This is a genomic window from Nocardia kruczakiae NBRC 101016 (genome assembly GCF_001612965.1).
Lineage (GTDB): Bacteria > Actinomycetota > Actinomycetes > Mycobacteriales > Mycobacteriaceae > Nocardia > Nocardia kruczakiae.
On record NZ_BDBL01000017.1, the window covers coordinates 57748 to 76872 of the forward strand.

The 19125-nt window shown below is 67.8% G+C and carries 19 protein-coding genes; 7 read left to right on the forward strand and 12 right to left on the reverse strand.

Features of this window, described 5'->3' with window-relative positions; translation table 11 throughout:
* Positions 1-130 precede the first annotated feature (130 nt).
* Positions 131-823, reverse strand: a complete 693-nt coding sequence (locus NK1_RS14185) for an ATP-dependent DNA ligase (RefSeq protein WP_157104268.1) — start codon at positions 821-823, stop codon at positions 131-133.
* Positions 824-1680: 857 nt separating this feature from the next.
* Here NK1_RS14185 and ku point away from each other — a divergent pair.
* Both ku and NK1_RS36045 read left to right on the forward strand, forming a co-directional pair.
* Positions 1681-2640 carry a non-homologous end joining protein Ku gene (gene ku, locus NK1_RS14190; protein ID WP_063008994.1) on the forward strand — a complete coding sequence of 320 codons (960 nt, stop codon included), beginning with the start codon at positions 1681-1683 and terminating at the stop codon, positions 2638-2640.
* 188 nt (positions 2641-2828) lie between these two features.
* Positions 2829-3590, forward strand: coding sequence for an RDD family protein (locus NK1_RS36045; protein WP_063008995.1), 762 nt, complete (start codon positions 2829-2831; stop codon positions 3588-3590).
* 87 nt (positions 3591-3677) lie between these two features.
* Here the strand turns inward: NK1_RS36045 and NK1_RS14200 are convergent, their stop codons facing one another.
* From NK1_RS14200 to NK1_RS14240, 9 genes are all read right to left on the reverse strand, one after another.
* Positions 3678-4940 (reverse strand): acyl-CoA dehydrogenase family protein, encoded by a 1263-nt coding sequence (locus NK1_RS14200; RefSeq protein ID WP_063008996.1) that lies wholly within the window; start codon positions 4938-4940, stop codon positions 3678-3680.
* A 189-nt stretch (positions 4941-5129) separates the two neighbouring features.
* Positions 5130-5567 carry a DUF4189 domain-containing protein gene (locus NK1_RS14205; RefSeq protein ID WP_157104269.1) on the reverse strand — a complete coding sequence of 146 codons (438 nt, stop codon included), beginning with the start codon at positions 5565-5567 and terminating at the stop codon, positions 5130-5132.
* 99 nt (positions 5568-5666) lie between these two features.
* Complete coding sequence (locus NK1_RS14210; RefSeq protein WP_036502473.1) at positions 5667-6038, reverse strand: metal-sulfur cluster assembly factor; 372 nt, start codon at positions 6036-6038, stop codon at positions 5667-5669.
* A complete protein-coding gene (gene sufU / locus NK1_RS14215) occupies positions 6035-6529 on the reverse strand; it encodes a Fe-S cluster assembly sulfur transfer protein SufU (protein WP_063008998.1) in 495 nt (164 codons plus the stop codon). The genes NK1_RS14210 and sufU overlap by 4 nt, the downstream gene beginning before the upstream one ends.
* A 46-nt stretch (positions 6530-6575) precedes the next feature.
* A complete protein-coding gene (locus tag NK1_RS14220) occupies positions 6576-7835 on the reverse strand; it encodes a cysteine desulfurase (protein ID WP_063008999.1) in 1260 nt (419 codons plus the stop codon).
* A gap of 1 nt (position 7836) precedes the next feature.
* The gene (sufC, locus tag NK1_RS14225) at positions 7837-8613 is read right to left on the reverse strand and encodes a Fe-S cluster assembly ATPase SufC (RefSeq protein WP_036502483.1); all 777 of its coding nucleotides are present in this window, start codon (positions 8611-8613) and stop codon (positions 7837-7839) included.
* 51 nt (positions 8614-8664) lie between these two features.
* Positions 8665-9858 (reverse strand): Fe-S cluster assembly protein SufD, encoded by a 1194-nt coding sequence (gene sufD / locus NK1_RS14230; RefSeq protein WP_063009000.1) that lies wholly within the window; start codon positions 9856-9858, stop codon positions 8665-8667.
* The gene (gene sufB / locus NK1_RS14235) at positions 9858-11318 is read right to left on the reverse strand and encodes a Fe-S cluster assembly protein SufB (protein ID WP_036502488.1); all 1461 of its coding nucleotides are present in this window, start codon (positions 11316-11318) and stop codon (positions 9858-9860) included. Before sufB ends, sufD begins: the two co-directional genes overlap by 1 nt.
* Positions 11315-12109, reverse strand: coding sequence for a helix-turn-helix transcriptional regulator (locus NK1_RS14240; RefSeq protein ID WP_063009071.1), 795 nt, complete (start codon positions 12107-12109; stop codon positions 11315-11317). The genes sufB and NK1_RS14240 overlap by 4 nt, the downstream gene beginning before the upstream one ends.
* Positions 12110-12281: 172 nt before the next feature.
* On the opposite strand from NK1_RS14240, the gene mptB reads away from it, so the two are divergent.
* From mptB to NK1_RS14260, 4 genes are all read left to right on the forward strand, one after another.
* Entirely contained in the window at positions 12282-13979 is a 1698-nt protein-coding gene (gene mptB, locus NK1_RS14245) for a polyprenol phosphomannose-dependent alpha 1,6 mannosyltransferase MptB (protein ID WP_063009072.1), read from the forward strand.
* Positions 13976-14908 (forward strand): ABC transporter ATP-binding protein, encoded by a 933-nt coding sequence (locus NK1_RS14250; RefSeq protein WP_063009001.1) that lies wholly within the window; start codon positions 13976-13978, stop codon positions 14906-14908. Before mptB ends, NK1_RS14250 begins: the two co-directional genes overlap by 4 nt.
* Positions 14905-15693: an ABC transporter permease gene (locus tag NK1_RS14255; protein ID WP_063009002.1), complete on the forward strand. Its 789-nt coding sequence runs from the start codon at positions 14905-14907 to the stop codon at positions 15691-15693. The genes NK1_RS14250 and NK1_RS14255 overlap by 4 nt, the downstream gene beginning before the upstream one ends.
* An 88-nt stretch (positions 15694-15781) precedes the next feature.
* A complete protein-coding gene (locus NK1_RS14260) occupies positions 15782-16756 on the forward strand; it encodes a COX15/CtaA family protein (RefSeq protein WP_063009003.1) in 975 nt (324 codons plus the stop codon).
* A gap of 30 nt (positions 16757-16786) precedes the next feature.
* Here the strand turns inward: NK1_RS14260 and NK1_RS14265 are convergent, their stop codons facing one another.
* Positions 16787-17845, reverse strand: a complete 1059-nt coding sequence (locus tag NK1_RS14265; protein ID WP_063009004.1) for a phosphotransferase — start codon at positions 17843-17845, stop codon at positions 16787-16789.
* A gap of 154 nt (positions 17846-17999) precedes the next feature.
* On the opposite strand from NK1_RS14265, the gene NK1_RS14270 reads away from it, so the two are divergent.
* Positions 18000-18224: an FmdB family zinc ribbon protein gene (locus tag NK1_RS14270; RefSeq protein WP_063009005.1), complete on the forward strand. Its 225-nt coding sequence runs from the start codon at positions 18000-18002 to the stop codon at positions 18222-18224.
* 6 nt (positions 18225-18230) lie between these two features.
* Here NK1_RS14270 and NK1_RS14275 read toward each other — a convergent pair whose 3' ends face one another.
* A complete protein-coding gene (locus NK1_RS14275) occupies positions 18231-19103 on the reverse strand; it encodes a class I SAM-dependent methyltransferase (protein ID WP_063009006.1) in 873 nt (290 codons plus the stop codon).
* Positions 19104-19125: the final 22 nt, after the last annotated feature.

Sequence of the window (19125 nt, forward strand, 5' to 3'; positions counted from 1 at the left end):
TCTGACCTACCCAGCCTGGCAGAACCCCAGCTCAGAGCACTGACATTTTCGTGCGGCCTCGCACTCCGCACCGGCGTCGCATCGACCGGCCAACTATCGCCGCAGGATATCGGCCACCGAACTCCGAAGATCACAACTCTTCGGCGCGCTCGGCGAGTCCGCTTGCGAAGTGCAGAGAATGATCCACGAGCGTGATCGCTGGCCGGGCCGGTAGATCGAGTCCAGGCGCTTGGACACGATACCCTCGAGGCCGTGCTCGGCGGCGGTGTCGAGCAGCTGCGCGGGCGCGATATCGGTCCAGTGCGGCGGCGGTGCTGGCCAGATCCAAGTCGGCGAGCAGGTCGCGACGCTGGACGTAGGTAAGCGGTGTGGTGTCGGTGTCGTCGACGGCGAGGATGTCGAAGACGAACAGCTGCACCGGAATCGAGGCGATCAACCCTGCCGGCGGCCGCGCGGTATGCATGCGGTGCTGCAACCGCCGGAACGAAGGAATCCCGGTCGGCAACTCCGGGGCGGCCACCTCACCATCGATCACGAACCGCCGACCGGTCGCGGTGTCGGCAAGCGCGGCGGTCAGCTCCGGAAACGATGCCGTGGCCTCTCGCCCGTTGCGGGAATAGAGCCTGGGCTCCCCGTTGTCGAGGGAGGTGATAGCGCGCATGCCGTCCCACTTCATCTCAGTCGCCCACTGATCCGAGTTCTCAGGCGGCCGCCCAGCGGTCGCCAGCATCGGCGCCGGCACGCGTCCCACACCCAGTAGCGTACCTCCGGCAATCACCCAGTGACGGAGCGGGACCACCCACCACACGCGGCTGACCAGCACCGATTGTCCAGCACGGGTGCGTCTGCCGCATCAGACAACCAGTTCCGGCCGCGTGACGTCGTACTGGACATGACTGCTCCGCAACCACACCCCGAGGTCGCCGAACGCTGGACTCAGGCCCGGATGCGCAACCTGCTGGCCCGCACCTTCGGGCGACCGCAGATCACGCGCCGAAACCGGCTGCGCGAGCGGCGTTACGGGCCCACACTCGAGCGAATCAGAATTAGGTGCCGAAATCGCGGGGTTTCCGTGGGGCTGGATCAAATAGGTCAGGCCCGGTCGAAGACCGGGCCTGACCTGCTATTTCAGTGGAGCTAAGGGGACTCCAACCCCTGACCCCCACACTGGGATCCAGTCCGCTCACAGGGGCGAACCACCGCAACCGACTGCAGGCGCACCGGTACCCACGTCATCCAGTATTTCGTCCTGGGCATTCTCTTCGAACTAGGCTACTGGCCTACCTCAGGCCGCTCCTGCACGGACAGTGCGACGCGTTTCGCGCTGCTGGTCCGCTACCGCTCCTCGACGTGTGCCCATCACGCATTCGCCACCTCACTCCGCCCCGGTCCACCGCCGGGGATACGCCGAAGGCTCGGCGCTAGGACATGACATCCGGCGGGACGAGTGATGCGGAACCGATCGATGAATGCCCCCGGACGTCACGGCCCTAGCCCTCGATTCGCTTCGAAATCGTACGAGGATGGCCGAAATGACGCCCACCTACAGGACGTCCACAGGACGTCGCAGGTCCACAAACAGCAACAGACAGCAACCGGCAACACTCATCAACAACCACGAACCCGCAGGTCGCGCCGCTTCGCCGGACAAAACCGACCGGTCATAGTTAGCATCGAAGGATGCGGTCGATCTGGAAAGGTTCCATCGCGTTCGGGCTGGTGAATGTCCCGGTGAAGGTTTATACCGCCACCGAGGACCATGACATCAGGTTTCATCAGGTCCACGCCAAGGACGGCGGGCGGATCAAATACGACCGTGTCTGCACGGTGTGCGGGCAGTCGGTGGCCTTTGCCGATATCGACAAGGCGTATGAGTCGCCCGAGGGCGACAAGGTGATTCTCACCGACGAGGATTTCGCGAAATTGCCAGTGGCCGAGAAACACGAGATTCCGGTGTTGCAGTTCGTCCCCTCCGAGCAGATCGACCCGATCCTGTTCGACCGCAGTTACTACCTCGAGCCCGATTCCACGACGCCCAAGGCGTACGTGTTGCTGGCGAAGACACTCGATCAGGTGGATCGGGTGGCGCTGGTGCATTTCACGCTGCGGCAGAAGACGCGGCTGGCGGCGCTGCGGGTGCGGGACGGGGTGCTGGTGTTGCAGACGCTGTTGTGGCCGGACGAGGTGCGGGCGGCCGAATTCGAATCGCTCGACGATGCCGCCGCACCGCGATCGCAGGAAGTCGCGATGGCACAGACGCTGGTCGACAGCATGTCGGAGGATTTCGATCCCGATCAGTACACCGACGAATATCAGATCGAGCTGAAAAAGCTGCTCGACGAGGCCATCGAATCCGGATCCGACCGCGTCACCCGCCACGAAGAGGCGGAACCGGCGCAGATGGATGCCGAGGTCGTCGATCTGGTGGCCGCGTTGCAGCGCAGCCTCGAAGCCACCGGCCGCGGTGGGGAATCCGGCAAGCCGAGCCGGGGCCGAGCCTCGAAATCCGCCGCCAAGTCGACCGCGAAGGCGACCACCAAGCGGGCCGCGTCGAAATCCACCGGTACCAAATCGGCGAGCAAGTCGACGGCGAAGAAGGCGGCGCCCAAGGCCACCAAGCAGACCCGCAAGGGAGCCTAGGCGGCGCTTCCGGCGTCGTCGCCGAATCAGGCAATCGTGAGCAGGATATCCGACTGTTCGGCGCGCCCATTGCGCGCGGGTCGGCCATACTTTGGCGGGGCCTGGCGGTTACCGTACGGTGCAATCACAGTTCGACCCGGTCGGGGCCCGGATCGTCCCCGTACCACCAGCTTCCGGAGGAACCACATATGACCAACCCGTCGGACCCGAACGGCCCGTACGGCCAGCCGGGGCAACCGGGCTACGGGTATCCGCCCGCCGGCCCGCAGCCGGGCTACGGCGCACCCCCGCCGGGTTACGGCGCGCCGCCGCCCGGATATGCCGCTCCCCCACCGGGTTACGGCACCCAACCTCCGGGATATGGTGCGGCACAACAGAATTACGGCACTGCCGGAGCCGGCTACCCGCCGGCCGGGCCGGGCTACGGCTATCAGCAACCGGGTTTCGGCCCGCCCGCGCCCTACGCGCACTGGTTCGCGCGCGTCGGCGGGTACCTCATCGATGCGCTGATCGTCGGTGTCCCGCTGGCTATCCTGTACGGACTCGCGTTCGGGCTCGGTACCAAGGACGTGGACTGCTCGTTCGACGACGACACCTACGGCTCCTCGTACTCCTACTCCACCAGTTCGTGCACGAGCGGCGGCCTGACCGCCGTCGGCATCATCCTGATGCTCCTGGCGATAGCGGTGGGGCTGGCTCTGGGGCTGTGGCTCATCTACCAGGAAGGCACGACCGGTCAGACGCCCGGTAAGAAGGTCGTCGGCATCCGCGTGATCAAGGAAGCCGACGGTCAGGTGCTCGGTTTCGGTATGGCCTTCGTGCGCAAACTCTGCCACATCCTCGACAACGCCCTGTGCGGCCTCGGCTATCTGTGGCCGCTGTGGGACGAGAAGAACCAGACCTTCGCCGACAAGATCGTCGGCACGATCGTGGTGCAGGCTCAGCAGTAACGTCGCTGCTCAGCGCTGTCACGGCCCCGCGGTTCCCTGATCGGACGCGGGGCCGTTTCGTGTGGCGAGCGCCGATGCCGGACGGTCTCACACGCCCTTGGGCGCGTGAGAGGACATGAATCCGAACAGGTAACCCGCTACTCGCCGCATCTGAATCTCCTCCGCTCCCTCGGTGATTCGATAGCGGCGGTGGTGGCGGTAGATGTGTTCGAACGGCTGGTGGCGCGAATAGCCGAGGCCGCCGTACACCTGCATGGCGCGATCGGCCGCCTCACAACACAATCGATTGGCCCAGTAGTTGCACATCGATACCTGCTCGGAGGCGGCGAAGGTGCCGCGGCGATCCATGGTCCACGCGGTTTTGTGGATCAGCGTGCGCAGCATCTCGCACTGGGTGTGCAATTCGACCAGCGGGAATTGGATCGCCTGATTGTCGGCGAGCGCTTTACCGAAGGGCTTGCGCTCCTTGGCATATGCCACGGCCCGGTCGATGCAGTATTGCGCCGCTCCGAGACTCGACGCCGCCTGGCGAATCCGGTTCTCGTTGAAGAAATGCTGGACGACCGCCAGCCCGCGGCCCTCGGGACCGAAGACGGCGTCGGCGCCGACGCGCACGTCACGCAGGGTGACCCGCCCGTGATCGGTGGGCATGTTGAAGGTCCACAGATATTCCTCGACCGTGAATCCGCGGGCATCGGGCGGCACCAGGAATGCGGTGATGCCCCTGCCGTCCCCCGCTTCGCCGGCGGTGCGCGCGAAGATCAGATCGGCGTCGGCGGTGTGAATGCCGGTGTTCCAGGTCTTTTCGCCGTTGATCACCCAGCCGTCGCCGTCACGCACCGCGCGGGTGTCCATATGGGTGGCGTCGGAACCGTGTTCGGGTTCGGTGATGCCGAAGGCGAAGAATTTCGTGCCCGCCGCCAGGCCCTCCACCCATTCCGCTTGCTGTTGCGGCGAACCGTATTCCAGCATCAGCAGCAAGCCCACATTGTTGGCGACCACGGCGTGTTCGTTCTGCAGATCGCAGTGCAGGCCGAGTCCCCGGCGGGCGAGATGTTCGCGAATGACGGCCATATCGAGATTGGTGCCGCCGCGGCCGCCGAAGTCGGCCGGGAACGCGTAGCGATAGTGCCCGGCGGCGTCGGCGCGGCGGCGGGTCTCGGCGAGCAGATCCTCCCAGTCGGCGCTGGGCAGCCCGCCGCGGTCCCAGTCGGTGCGCGCGTCTTCACGGCGGTGGTCGAAGAAGCGGATGTTGTCGTTCTCGCGTTCGAGCGGCACGATCTCGCGGTCGATGAAGGCATCCAGTTCGGCCAGATAATCGCTGAGCTCGGGGGGTAAGTCGAAATCCACTGCTACTCCTACCGTTTCGGCCGGTCCGGCGATTCGGGCCTCACGATATCGCGCAGCATGCCTTCTCGGCATGGCCGCCGATGAATCCGGTGCGGGACCGACCCGGACATCGGTGATCGAGCGCGAAACAGCGGGAGAGCCGACGGTGGCCGACCTGCCATGCAGGTCGGCCACCGTCGGCTCGAACGATCAGTGCGCGTTCGCCGTGCAGCTGCTCAGGGCGATGGTCGCCGGGCGCGGGCTCGCACTCCCCAGGTCGGGGAACGGCGGCGCGCTCGGCCCCAGGAAATCCCTCGCCTGCTTCTCGGCCTCCACCTGAGTCGGACCCCAGCCCACCGCGATCCGGCCGTCCGCTCCCTGAGCGACAGCACCGCAGCCGTTGCTGAAATCCAAGATGACGCGGCAGTCACCGCGACCGCAGTGCGCTCGGGCCGCGGCATCCGCGCTGGGCGCGTCGGCGAAGTTGGTGGCCGCGGCCACCACTCCGCTGCTGTCGGAGTAGGCGATCGCACCGTGCAGGTCGCCGTCGGCCTGGGCCGAACCGGCGGCGCCGGCCACCGCGAAACCCGCACCGGCCACCGCCGCGACGGCCGCCGAGCGGACACGCCGGGAAAACATGTGGGACATCCGTGAATCCACCCCGTTCAAGTCTGCGTACTGGACGCAGGCGATCCTGCTCCACAGCGGCCCCGGATGTCCACTTCGCCCCCTACCCGCTGGCGAGAATCAGACCGTGAAGCCCAGGGCGCGCAGCTGCTCGCGGCCGTCGTCGGTGATCTTGTCCGGACCCCACGGCGGCATCCAGACCCAGTTGATCTTCAGATCCTCCACCAAACCGCTGCGCACCAGCGCGTTTCGCGACTGGTCCTCGATCACGTCGGTGAGCGGGCAAGCCGCGGAGGTGAGGGTCATGTCGAGGACGGCCACCTCCTCCTCGAGCCGCATCCCGTAGACCAGCCCCAGGTCCACGACGTTGATGCCGAGTTCGGGGTCGACGACGTCACGCATCGCCTCCTCCATGTCCTCGAGCAACGCGACCTGCTCCTGGGAGAGTTCGGCCTCGGTGTTCGGCTGTTCGGTTGCCGGCGTCTCAGTCATGAGCTTTCCCCATTTCCGGCGGACCCGTTGCCCATGGTCCGCTTGGTCTCTTCAGCCGAGGTTATCCGCACCACGGCATCCTTGAACGCCATCCAGCCCAGCAGGGCACATTTCACCCGGGCCGGATATTTCGACACACCGGCCAGCGCGATGCCGTCGCCGATCACGTCCTCGTCGCCCTCGACCGTGCCGCGGCTGGAGATCATCTCGCTGTAGGAGTCGACCACCTTCAGCGCCTGCTGCACGGGCTGGCCGATGACCTGATCGGTGAGGATCGAGGTGGCGGCCTGGCTGATCGAGCAGCCCTGCCCGTCGTAGGACACATCGGCGACATCGCCGTTGTCGTCGATGTGCACCCGCAGGGTCACCTCGTCACCGCAGGTCGGGTTGACGTGATGCACCTCGGCACCGAACGGTTCCCGCAGCCCGCGGTGGTGCGGATGCTTGTAGTGGTCCAGGATCACTTCCTGGTACATCTGTTCCATACGCATTGGGAAACCTCACGCCCCGTTCACTGGTCGCTCGCGCTCGCCGGATTCAACGGTCGGCCACCCCGAAGAATTTCTGTGCCTTACGGACCGCGGCCACCAGCGCCTCCACCTCGTCCAGCGTGTTGTAGACGGCGAAGGAGGCCCGGGCGGTGGCGGGTACACCGAGCCGGCGCATCAGCGGCCAAGCGCAATGGTGCCCGACGCGGATGGCGACACCCTCGTCGTCCAGGATCTGACCCACGTCGTGCGGGTGGATCCCGTCGACCACGAACGACACCGCGCCACCGCGGTCCACGTTCTCGGTCGGACCCACGATGTGCACGCCGTCGATCGCGCCGAGTCCCTCCAGGGCGGCGCCGACCAGCGTATGTTCGTGTGCGGCAACGGCGTCCATCCCGATCGCCTCGAGATACCGCACGGCCGCGCCCAATCCGACCACCTGGGAGGTCATCGGCACACCGGCCTCGAACCGCTGCGGCGGCGCCGCGTAGGTGGTCGCCTCCATGGTGACCGTCTCGATCATCGAGCCGCCGGTGATGAACGGCGGGGTCTCCTCGAGCAGGGCGTAGCGGCCGTAGAGCACGCCGACACCGGACGGGCCCAGCATCTTGTGGCCGGAGAACGCGGCGAAGTCGACACCGAGCTCACGAAAGTTCACCGGCATGTGCGGAACCGACTGGCAGGCGTCGAGCACCACCAGCGCGCCGACCGCCTTGGCGCGGCGCACCATCTCGTGCACGTCGGCGACCGCACCGGTCACATTCGACTGATGGGTGAACGCGACGACCTTGGTCGCGGGCGTCAGTTCCAGCGAATCCAGGTCGATGCGCCCGTCGTCGGTGATGCCGTACCACTTCAGGGTGGCGCCGGTGCGACGCGCGAGTTCCTGCCACGGGACGAGATTCGCGTGATGCTCCAGTTCGGTGATCACGATCTCGTCGCCCGGTCCCACGTGGTACGGGAAGCGGTCGTCGGAGAACGAATACGTCACCAGGTTCAGCGATTCGGTCGCGTTCTTGGTGAACACGATCTCGTTCGCCTCCACGCCCACGAAGCGCGCGATATCGGCCCGTGCGCCCTCGTAGGCGTCGGTCGCCTCCTCGGCGAGCTGATGCGCGCCGCGGTGCACGGCGGCATTGGTGTGGGTGAGGAATTCGCGTTCGGCGTCGAGGACGGCCAGCGGTCGCTGCGAGGTGGCCCCGGAATCCAGGTACACCAACGGTTTTCCGTCACGCACCGTCCGGTTCAGGATCGGGAAATCGGCCCGGATCCTGGCGACGTCGAGTGTGCGTGTCACAGCGGTCATATCAGGCTCCCGCGGTCGCGGTCTGTGTGAAGCGGACGTAGCCGTTGGCGTCGAGTTCGTCGGCCAGCTCGGAGCCGCCCTCGGCCACGATGCGGCCACCCACGAACACGTGCACGAACTGCGGCTGGATGTAGCGCAGGATCCGGGTGTAGTGGGTGATCAACAGGACGCCGCCGTTCTCCCGCTCCTTGTAGCGGTTGACGCCCTCGGAGACGATGCGCAGCGCGTCGACGTCCAGACCGGAGTCGGTCTCGTCGAGGATGGCGATCTTCGGCTTGAGCAGGCCCAGCTGCAGGATTTCGTGGCGCTTCTTCTCACCGCCGGAGAAGCCCTCGTTGACGCTGCGGTCGGCGAACGCGGCGTCGATCTCGAGCTCGCCCATCGACTCCTTGACTTCCTTGACCCAATGGCGCAGCTTCGGGGCCTCGCCGCGCACGGCGGTCGCGGCGGTGCGCAGGAAGTTCGACATGGACACACCCGGCACCTCGACCGGGTACTGCATGGCCAGGAAAAGGCCGGCGCGGGCGCGCTCGTCGACGGACATGGCCAGCACGTCCTCGCCGTCGAGGGTGATCGAGCCCTGGGTCACGGTGTACTTGGGGTGACCGGCGATGGCGTAGGACAGCGTGGACTTGCCGGAGCCGTTCGGGCCCATGATGGCGTGGGTCTCGCCCGACTTCACGGTGAGGTTCACGCCCTTGAGGATCTTGATGGGCTCGCCGTTCTCGTCCGGATTGGCGACTTCGGCGTGCAGGTCCTTGATTTCGAGGGTGGTCATTGCATTCCTTCTGGGCTGGTGGAGGTTTCGGGCTGCCGGGACGCGCCGGTGCTAGGCGCCGATGGCGGCGAGTTCGGCCTCGATGGCCGACTCCAGCCGCTCCCGGATCTCGACGACCGCGATCTTCTGGATGATCTCGTGGAAGAAACCACGCACCACCAGGCGGCGTGCGGCCTCCTCCGAAATACCGCGAGCTCGCAGGTAGAACAGCTGCTCATCGTCGAATCGGCCCGTGGCCGAGGCGTGGCCGGCGCCGAGGATCTCGCCGGTCTCGATCTCGAGGTTCGGCACCGAATCGGCACGAGCGCCGTCGGTGAGGACCAGATTGCGGTTGGCCTCGTAGGTGTCGGTGCCCTCGGCCTCCGCGCGGATCAGCACGTCGCCCACCCAGACGGTGTGCGCATCGGGCTTGGCCGAGCTCGGATCGCCCTGCAGCGCACCCTTGTACAGCACGTTGGACTTGCAGTGCGGCTGCGCGTGGTCGACCAGCAGGCGCTGTTCGAAATGCTGCCCGTCGTCGGCGAAGTACAGACCCAGCAGTTCGGCGTCGCCGCCGGGACCGTCATAGCGCACGGTCGCGGTCAGCCGCACCAGATCGCCGCCGAGGGTCACATCGGTGTGCCGCAGGACGGCATCGCGACCCAGCTTGGCGTGATGGGCGGTGACGTGCACGGCGTCGTCGGCCCAATCCTGAACCGCGACCACGGTCAGCTTGGCGCTGTCACCGAGGACGAATTCCACGTTCTCCGCGTAGGTTCCGCTGCCGCGCTGGTCGATGACCACCGTCGCGACCGCGAAGTTGGCGAGCCGGATCTGCAGATGACCGAACGCCGTCTTGTCCGCGCCGGGGCCGGTGATCCGGACGACCACCGGACGGGCGACCTCCGTCTCGGCGCCGACCGACACCACGGTCGCCTGCTCGAAACCCGAATAGGCTTGGGCGGCAACACGATCGGTGGGCACCCCACCCTCGCCGAGCCGGGCGTCGTCACGGCCGACGGTCTCGACCGTCACACCGTCGATCGCCGAGCCGTCGACGGCAGCGACCTCGATACCCGCCCGGCCGTCACGCACCGCGGTGCCGTCGTGCAGGCCACGCAGCCGGCGCAGCGGGGTGAACCGCCAGGCCTCGTCGTGCGCCGAGGGCACCTCGAAGGCGCCCACGTCGAACGAGGCGAACAGCTCACCCTTGTTGACGGCCGGGATGCGGGCCTCACCCGCGACAGCCACATTCTCGACCGGCATCAGCCGACCGCTCCTTCCATCTGCAGCTCGATGAGCCGGTTCAGTTCCAGCGCGTATTCCATCGGCAGTTCCTTGGCGATGGGCTCGACGAAGCCGCGCACCACCATCGCCATCGCCTCGTCCTCGGTCATGCCGCGGCTCATCAGGTAGAACAGCTGATCCTCCGACACCTTGGAGACGGTGGCCTCGTGACCCATCGTCACGTCGTCCTCGCGGATGTCGACGTAGGGGTAGGTGTCGGAGCGGCTGATCGTATCCACCAGCAGCGCATCGCATTTCACGGTCGACTTGGAGCCGTGCGCACCCTTGTTGATCTGGACCAGGCCGCGATAGGACGCGCGGCCGCCGCCGCGCGCCACCGACTTCGACACGATGGTCGAGGAGGTGTGCGGCGCCAGATGCAGCATCTTCGAGCCGGTGTCCTGGTGCTGGCCCTCGCCCGCGAACGCCACCGACAGCACCTCACCCTTGGCGTACTCGCCGGTCATCCAGACCGCCGGGTACTTCATGGTGACCTTGGAGCCGATATTGCCGTCGATCCACTCCATGGTCGCGCCCGCCTCGGCCTTGGCCCGCTTGGTGACCAGGTTGTAGACGTTGTTCGACCAGTTCTGGATGGTGGTGTAGCGGCAGCGGCCGCCCTTCTTCACGATGATCTCCACGACCGCCGAGTGCAGCGAGTCGGACTTGTAGATCGGCGCGGTACAACCCTCGACGTAGTGCACGTAGGCGCCCTCGTCGACGATGATCAGCGTCCGCTCGAACTGGCCCATGTTCTCGGTGTTGATCCGGAAGTAGGCCTGCAGCGGGATGTCGACGTGCACGCCCGGCGGCACGTAGATGAAGGAACCACCCGACCATACGGCGGTGTTCAGCGCGGAGAACTTGTTGTCGCCCGCCGGAATCACCGAGCCGAAGTACCGCTGGAAGATCTCCGGGTGCTCACGCAGGCCGGTGTCGGTGTCGAGGAAGATGACGCCCTGGGCCTCGAGGTCCTCGCGGATCTGGTGATAGACGACCTCCGACTCGTACTGAGCGGCCACACCCGCCACCAGGCGCTGCTTCTCCGCCTCCGGGATGCCCAGCTTGTCGTAGGTGTTCTTGATGTCCTCGGGCAGGTCTTCCCAGCTCTCGGCCTGCTTCTCGGTCGAGCGCACGAAGTACTTGATGTTGTCGAAGTCGATGCCATCGAGGTTGGAGCCCCAGCTCGGCATCGGCTTGCGGTCGAAGATGCGCAGTGCCTTGAGGCGGGCGGCCAGCATCCACTCGGGCTCGTTCTTCTTCGCCGAGATGTCGCGCACGACGTCCTCGGACAGGCCGCGCTTGGCGCTGGCGCCGGCGATATCCGAATCCGCCCAGCCGTAGCCGTAGGTACCCAGGGAGGCGATGGTCTCCTCTTGGGTCAGGGCCTGGTTCTGGGGCGCATCGGATTCACGGCTCGCCGCGGTGGTCGACGTCATTCGGCACTCCTTCCGGAGTCGTTTCGAGCTGCCGTTGCGGGCTGTGCAACGGCGCGAGTGGGCTGAGCATTGCTCGTCGGGGAAACGGACAGGGGTACGTGGGTAGTGCAGGCGCAGTCACCGTTGGCGATGGTCGCGAGCCGCTGCACGTGGGTTCCGAGCAGCTCACGAAATGCCTCGAGTTCGGCGGCGCACAGCTCCGGGAACTCCTCGGCCACATGGGAGACCGGGCAGTGATGCTGGCATATCTGGACGCCGGAGCCGACCTTGCGGGTGGTGGCGGCGAAGCCGGCGTCACTGAATGCCTCGGCGATCTCCTCCGCCTTCTCCGACGTGGCGGCCGGGGTGTGCTGAGCCAGGCGATCGATACCGGCGACGATCACACCGACGCGGCGGCGAGCGAAATCCATGATGGCGTTCTCGCCGCCGATCTCGCGCAGCTGCCGCATCGCGGCTCCCGCCAGATCGTCGTAGGCGTGACCGAGCCGGCCGCGACCGGCGGCGGTCAGCTGGAACTGCTTGGCGGGACGACCGCGGCCCTGCTGTTGCCACGGCGCCGAGCGCATGGCCCGGGCCTCGCCGGATTCGATCAGCGCGTCGAGATGACGACGCACACCGGCCGGGCTCAGTCCCAGCCGCTGCCCGATGGCCGTCGCGGTGATCGGCCCCTCCTCCAGCAGCAGCTGGACGACGGCCGCGCGAGTATGCCCCTCACCGGCGGCCGCGGGCGCGGCGGAAGGCCGGGCGCCCTGCTGACGCTCGGTATTCACCTCGTTCTCCCGCAAACCCACGGTTTTCACAACATCAGTGTGACGGAATTATTTCCCGCATTCTAGTAAGGGTGCCCTGAATCTCTTCCGAATGCGGCTCCGACCTGGGGATAGACGCCCGGTGCAATATGTCACGGTCCGCGTCGCGACGTTGCGATCGGCCCGGCGTCCACCCCGGCTACGCTTGACCTCCGTGGCGGTTGTGGAAGGCGCATGGCGTAGGAGCATCGAGATCGGACGCCGGGCCCTGGGCCTGGACGTCCCGCCCGCCGATCACACCATCGCGGTGCTACACACCGTCGAAGCCGACGCGCCGGGACTCGACAGCCGGGAAACCGCGCAGTTCAAGCGCATTCGGCTGCTCGGCGCCACCGGCTCGGTGCTCATGGCGATCAGCGCGCTGGGCGTCGCCGCCCAGCCCGTGCTGCAGAATCCGGTCTCCGGAGTCCGGGTGATCGGCGTCTTCGCGCGCTGGCAGACCTCGTCGCTGGCGCTGTGCATGATCGGCACGGTCTTCGTGGTGATGGCGTGGCTGCTGCTGGGCCGCTTCGCGGTCGGCGGATTCGGCGGCTCACCGGTGCACCGGCTCAGCCGCTCCCAGCTCGATCGCACCCTGCTGCTGTGGATCATCCCGCTGTCGGTGGCGCCGCCGCTGTTCTCCAACGACGTCTATTCCTATCTGGCACAGGGCGAGATCGCGGCCCGCGGCCTCGATCCGTACGCGGTCGGCCCGGCCACCGGCCTGGGCCTGCACAACGTGCTGACCTACAACGTGCCCAACATCTGGCGCGACACCCCCGCCCCGTACGGACCGCTGTTCGTCTGGATGGGCCGCGGCATCGCGCATGTGACCGGCGACAACATCATCGTCGGCGTCTGGGCGCATCGGTTGCTGGCACTGGCCGGAGTGGCACTCATCGTCTGGGCGCTGCCGCGGCTGTCGCGGCGCTGCGGAGTCGCACCGGTCAGCGCGCTGTGGCTGGGCGCGGCCAACCCGCTGGTGCTGTTCCACCTGGTCGGCGGCGTGCACAACGACGCGCTGATGCTCGGCCTGATGCTGGCCGGAGTCGAGTTCTGCCTGCGGGCGCTGGCCACCGACCACGCCCCGGGTCTGGGCGGATTCGATCAGCGCGGCTGGCTGCTGCTGACCTTCGGAACAGTGGTCATCACTCTCTCGTCGGCGGTCAAGATCACCTCGATCATCGCGCTCGGATTCGTCGGCATGGCCCTGGCCCGCCGCTGGGGTCGCGGGTGGCGGCCGATGCTGGCCGCCGCGGCGGTCCTCGGCGCGATCACCCTGGTCACCACCCTGTTCGTCAGCTATACCTCCGGACTCGGCTTCGGCTGGACGCATACCCTCAACGCCGCCAGCACCGTGCGGAGCTGGATGTCGCTGCCCACGGCGATCGGCATCATCACCGGATTCGGCGGCGTCCTGCTGGGATTGGGCGATCACACCACCGCGCTGCTGAGCATCACCCGACCGATCGCCGGCGTGGTGGCGGCGCTGATCACCGTGCGCATGCTGATCGCCACCTGGACCGGACGATTGCAGCCGGTCGGCGCGATGGGCGTGTCGCTGGCGGCGATCGTGCTGCTGTTCCCCGTGGTCCAGCCGTGGTATCTGCTGTGGGCGATCGTGCCGCTCGCGGCGTGGGCCACCACACCCGCGTTCCGGGTCCCGGCCGTGGCGTTCTCCGCGGTCGTGAGCGTGATGCTGATGCCGCGCGGCGCCGATTTCGGGGTCTTCCAGATCATCGAGGCGGCGGTCGCCGTGGTCATCGTCGCGCTCGGATTCATCGCGGCGACCCGGAACCTGCTGCCCTGGCGCAATCGGGCAGGGGTGTCTGCTCCGTCACAGCCGGGCCCGGCATACGGTGTCTCATCGTGAGCGCAGCCTCGGAACCCGCTGTCTGTATCGACGGTGTCGTGAAACGCTACGGCGACACCACCGCCGTGGACGGGGTCGCTTTCGAGGTCGGACGCGCGGAGGTGCTGGCGCTGCTGGGCCCCAACGGCGCCGGCAAGACCACCACCGTCGAAATGTGTGAGGGGTTCCTGTCCCCCGACGCCGGTTCGGTGCGGGTGCTCGGGCTCGACCCGGTCGCCGATTCCGATCGGTTGCGCCCGCGCATCGGTGTGATGCTGCAGGGCGGCGGGGCCTACCCGGGCTCGCGCGCCGGCGAGATGCTCGATCTGGTCGCCTCCTACGCCGCCGATCCGCTCGATCCGCAGTGGCTGCTCGACACCCTGGGCCTGCACGATGCCCGCCGCACCCCGTATCGGCGCCTGTCCGGCGGTCAGCAGCAGCGCCTCGCGCTGGCGTGCGCGCTGGTGGGACGTCCCGAACTGGTCTTCCTCGACGAGCCCACCGCCGGAATGGACGCCCAGGCCCGGCATCTGGTGTGGGAGCTGATCGACGCACTGCGCCGCGACGGCGTCGGCATTCTGCTCACCACGCACATGATGGACGAGGCCGAACAGCTCGCCGACCGGCTGGTGATCATCGACCACGGCCGCATCGTCGCCGCCGGCACCCCGGCCGAGGTGACCTCCGCCGGCGCCGAGGGGCAACTACGTTTCAGCGCACCACCGAAGCTCGACCTGGCGCTACTGGAAAGCGCGCTACCGGAAGGATTCGCTCCCAGCGAGACCGCTCCCGGCTCCTATCTGCTGTGCGGCGACATCACCCCGCAGGTGCTGGCCACCGTGACCGCCTGGTGCGCACGAATCGACGTGCTGCCCACCGATATCCGCATCGACCAGCGCCGCCTGGAGGATGTATTCCTCGAACTGACCGGACGGGAGCTGCGCGGATGACCCGGACCGCCCCTCGTTTCACCCCCGGCACCTTCAGCCCCGCGCCGCGACCGGCTCCGCGCCTGGCCATGCTGGCCGCGCAGACCCGCATGGAGCTGGTCCTGTTGCTGCGCAACGGCGAACAGCTCCTGCTGACCATGTTCATTCCGATCACACTGCTGATCGGGCTGACCCTGCTGCCGCTGGGCTCGAGCCTCGGCGAACACCACAAGGTCGACCGGATCGTGCCGGCGGTGATGATGGTGGCGATCATGTCCACCGCGTTCACCGGCCAGGCCATCGCGGTCGGCTTCGACCGCCGCTACGGTGCGCTGAAACGCTTGGGCGCCACGGCATTACCGCGCTGGGGCATCGTCGGCGGCAAATGTGCGGCGGTGCTGATCGTGGTGGTGCTGCAATCGGTTCTGCTCGGCCTGATCGGTGTCGCGCTCGGTTGGCGGCCCGCGATCGGCGGGCTGGCGCTGGGTGCGCTGGTCATCGCGCTCGGCACGGCCACCTTCGTCGCGATGGGACTGCTGCTGGGCGGCACCCTCAAGGCCGAGATCGTGCTCGCGCTGGCGAACATCCTGTGGTTCGTGATGCTCGGGGTGGCGAGTCTGGTCTTCGCCTCGGACAACCTCCCGCACGCGGTGACGCTGATCGCGCGGCTGATCCCTTCGGGGGCGCTGGCCGAAGCACTGGATCAGGCGCTGCACACCAGCGTGGACTGGTACGGCATCGCGGTGCTCGTGGTGTGGGGCGCGGTGACGGGCTGGCTGGCGACGCGCTGGTTCCGCTTCGACTGAATCGTGATCCCGCCCCGGATGTGACGGCAACGACACAACGTAGTAGCCCCCGTGCGGGCGCGGATCCGGCTGCGTCTACCATCGTTTCGTGCTGTCACGCGCGTTTGTGCGACTCGTCGACTTTCTGCCGCTGCCCTCCCTGCGGGTGCAGCGCATCATCGCGTTGGCGGTGATCCTGTCCCAGGCGGGCATCTCGGTGACCGGCGCCATCGTGCGTGTCACCTCCTCCGGCCTCGGCTGCCCGACCTGGCCGCAATGCTTCCCCGGCAGTTTCACCCCCACCGCACACGCCGAAGTTCCCGCGATCCACCAAGCGGTGGAATTCTCCAACCGGATGCTCACCTTCGCGGTGACGCTGTGCGCGGCACTGATCGTGCTCGCCGTGGTCCGGGCGCGGCGGCGGCGCGAGGTCGTGATCTACGCCTGGCTGATGCCCGGCGGCACCGTCCTGCAGGCCGTGATCGGCGGGATCACCGTGCGCAGCGGATTGCTGTGGTGGACCGTCTCGGTCCATCTGCTGGCCTCGATGCTCATGGTGTGGCTGGCGACACTGCTGTTCGCCAAGGTCGGCGAACCCGACGACGGGGTCGACGTGGTCCAGGTCCCGGCGCCGCTGCGCTGGCTGACCGCACTGAGCGCGGTCGCGATGACCGGCACCCTCATCGCCGGCACCCTGGTGACCGGCGCGGGACCCCATGCCGGGGACAAGAGCACCGAGCGGCCGGTGGCACGCCTGCAGATCGAGATCGTCACCCTGGTGCACGCCCACGCCGAATTGCTCGTGGCGTATCTCGGGCTGCTGGTCGGCCTCGGCTTCGGACTGGCCGCGGTGGGTATGACCCGCGCGATCCGGGTGCGCCTGATCGTCGTGATCGCCACGGTCTGCGCCCAGGCGCTGCTCGGCATCGTCCAATACTTCACGCACGTCCCCGCGGCGCTGGTGGTCTTCCACGTCGCCGGAGCCACCGCGTGCATCGTCGCGACGGCCGCGTTGTGGGCCTCGATGCGCACCCGCGAACAGGTCACCGCGCCCGCCCCCGAAGCAGCCGCCCGCGCCGCCTGACGCGGGCCCCGCCTCCTTCTGCGCTGACGGTTACGCCGGTTTCCGCTCGAGTGCGTCCCAGTCCCGGATCGCGGCACAGCTGCGGCGCGCCATGGCCGCGAACATCTCGTCCCCGCGCGGGGTGGCGGCACCGTAGGCGGCGCCGAACACCGCGACCAGCGGGCCCTGCACCAGCGCGAACCCGTAATCCTGGCGGCACTGCTCCAGCGTGTAATCGGTGACGCCGTAGGAACACAGGGTGCGCCAATAGGTTTCGACGATCGAGTCCTCGTGGGCGCGGCGGATCTCGGGTTCCAGGGCGGTGGCGACGAAGTAGGACAGATCGCGCGCGGGCAATCCGAGACCGAGGGTCTGCCAGTCGACCGCCCAGACCTCGATCCCGACGCTCTCGCTGTCGCCGGAGAACATCAGATTGTCCAGGCGGTAGTCGCCGTGCACGGGCGCGAAGCGCTCGGGTGCGGCCAGCAGCCAGTCGGCGATGCCGGGAACGCAGGCGCGCAACGTCTCGTGATCGGCCGGCGAGAGCCGCTCCCCCAGCCGGTCGATGAAGATTTCCGTTGCGGGACCGTACAATTCGGCCAGAGCTTGCGCCTCGGCGTCACCGTTGAAGGTCAATCCCTCGATCGCGGGCAGGCCGGGATCGCACCAGCGCGGGCCGTGCAATCCGGCGAGATTACCTACCGCCGCGTGCGCCTGGGCCACCGTACATCCGGTGAGCTGATCACCTTGGCGAGCGGGGGCGAGGTCGTCGAGCAGGAGGGTGAATTCCGCACCGCCTGCGTCGAATTCGGCGTAATGGCATGCGGGCACGCGAACGGATACGGTCGGCGCGATCTCACGGTAGAAGCGGATTTCCTGCCGATAGGCGCCCGCGACCATGGCACGCGCTGCGGGATCGGCGGCCGGCAGTTTCGCGATCAACCGCCGCGGGGCGCCCTCGCCGCTGATCTCCAGCCGGAATACCGAGCCCATCTGGCCCGTGCCCACCGGCGTCGCGATCACCTCACGCACCGGCGTCGACAGCGCCGCCCTCAACCACTGCGGGGTGATCTCGTCGGCGCCGGCCACGATCTTCGCGGTTGCCGTCATCTGCCCACTCCCTCCACCCGGACAATCGGCCGGACATGTGTCCGGGACAGTAACACGGACGTACCTCCAGGACACCCGAAAGCGAGATCCGGCCGCCCTGAGCGGCATCGACCCGCATCGAGCCGTCCCCGGCCCCGGCAGCCATAATTCACCTATGCCGACCTACGCCTACCGCTGCCGGGAATGCACGGAATCGTTCGAATTGACCCGGCCGATGAGCGAATCCGGCGACCCGGCGGTCTGCCCGGGTGGCCACCGCGACACCGTCAAACTGCTCACCACGGTCGCCCTCACCGGCAAGGCCGCGGGATCGGGCGCACCGTCCGCACCGCCCGCACCGTCCGGCGGCGGTTGCTGCGGTGGCGGCTGCTGCGGCTGATCGCGATCAGACGCGGTCGGCGATCAGGGCGCGCCCCAGTCCGTAGGCGCGGGACTGCCGGGCCGGCACGTCGAGCCGGCGCGCCGCCTCGATCAGCTCGACGTCCGCGGTGACCGTGAGCCCGTAACGCGTTGTCAGCGCGGCCATTTCCGCGGGCGACCACGCCGACACGTGCGGTTCGTCGGCGAGCGGGTCCCGGGCGCCGGCCAGTCTGCTGTAGAGCCGCATACCGGCACGACCGAGTGCGGCTAAGCGGTTCGGGGTGGGATAGGTCGCGATCAATCGGCTGCCGTTCGCGCTGCGCGCGGCGACGACGGCCAGCGTCGATTCGACCTGCGGCTGCGTGAGATACGGCAGGACACCCTCCCACACCCAGGTGGTCGTCGCGTCCGCGCGATGGCCTGCCTCGGCCAGGCGCGTCCCCAGGTCGTCGCGGCCGAATTCCACCGGCACATAGGTCAGCGACTTCGCGACCGGAACCAGCGCACCTACCCGTTCGCGCTTGTCCCGTTGCGAGGCAGGATGATCGACCTCGAAAACATCGGCGGCGGGTTCGCCGGCCCGCCAGGCCCGTCCGTCGAGTCCGGCGCCGAGCAGTACCAGCTGCGCGGCCGACGCCTCGCGGATCGCCTCGTCGATGACGACGGTGCGGGTGGCCAGCACGGCGGCCGTGGCCGTGAGCATCTCGAATTCGAGCCGCTCCCGCCAGCCACCGGGGGGATGCTCGGCTCGCGCGCGCCGCACCGCCGCGCGTTCGTCGTCGTGAAGCAGTTGTGCCGCAATGGGATCCGAGAATCGCCCGATCGCCAGTCGCCCGTCGGCCACGGCCCGGCCCTGACAGACCAGGACCGCGGTCCGGCTCGCCGCTTTATCCGTCACCCGGTCGATTATGGTCGCGCGT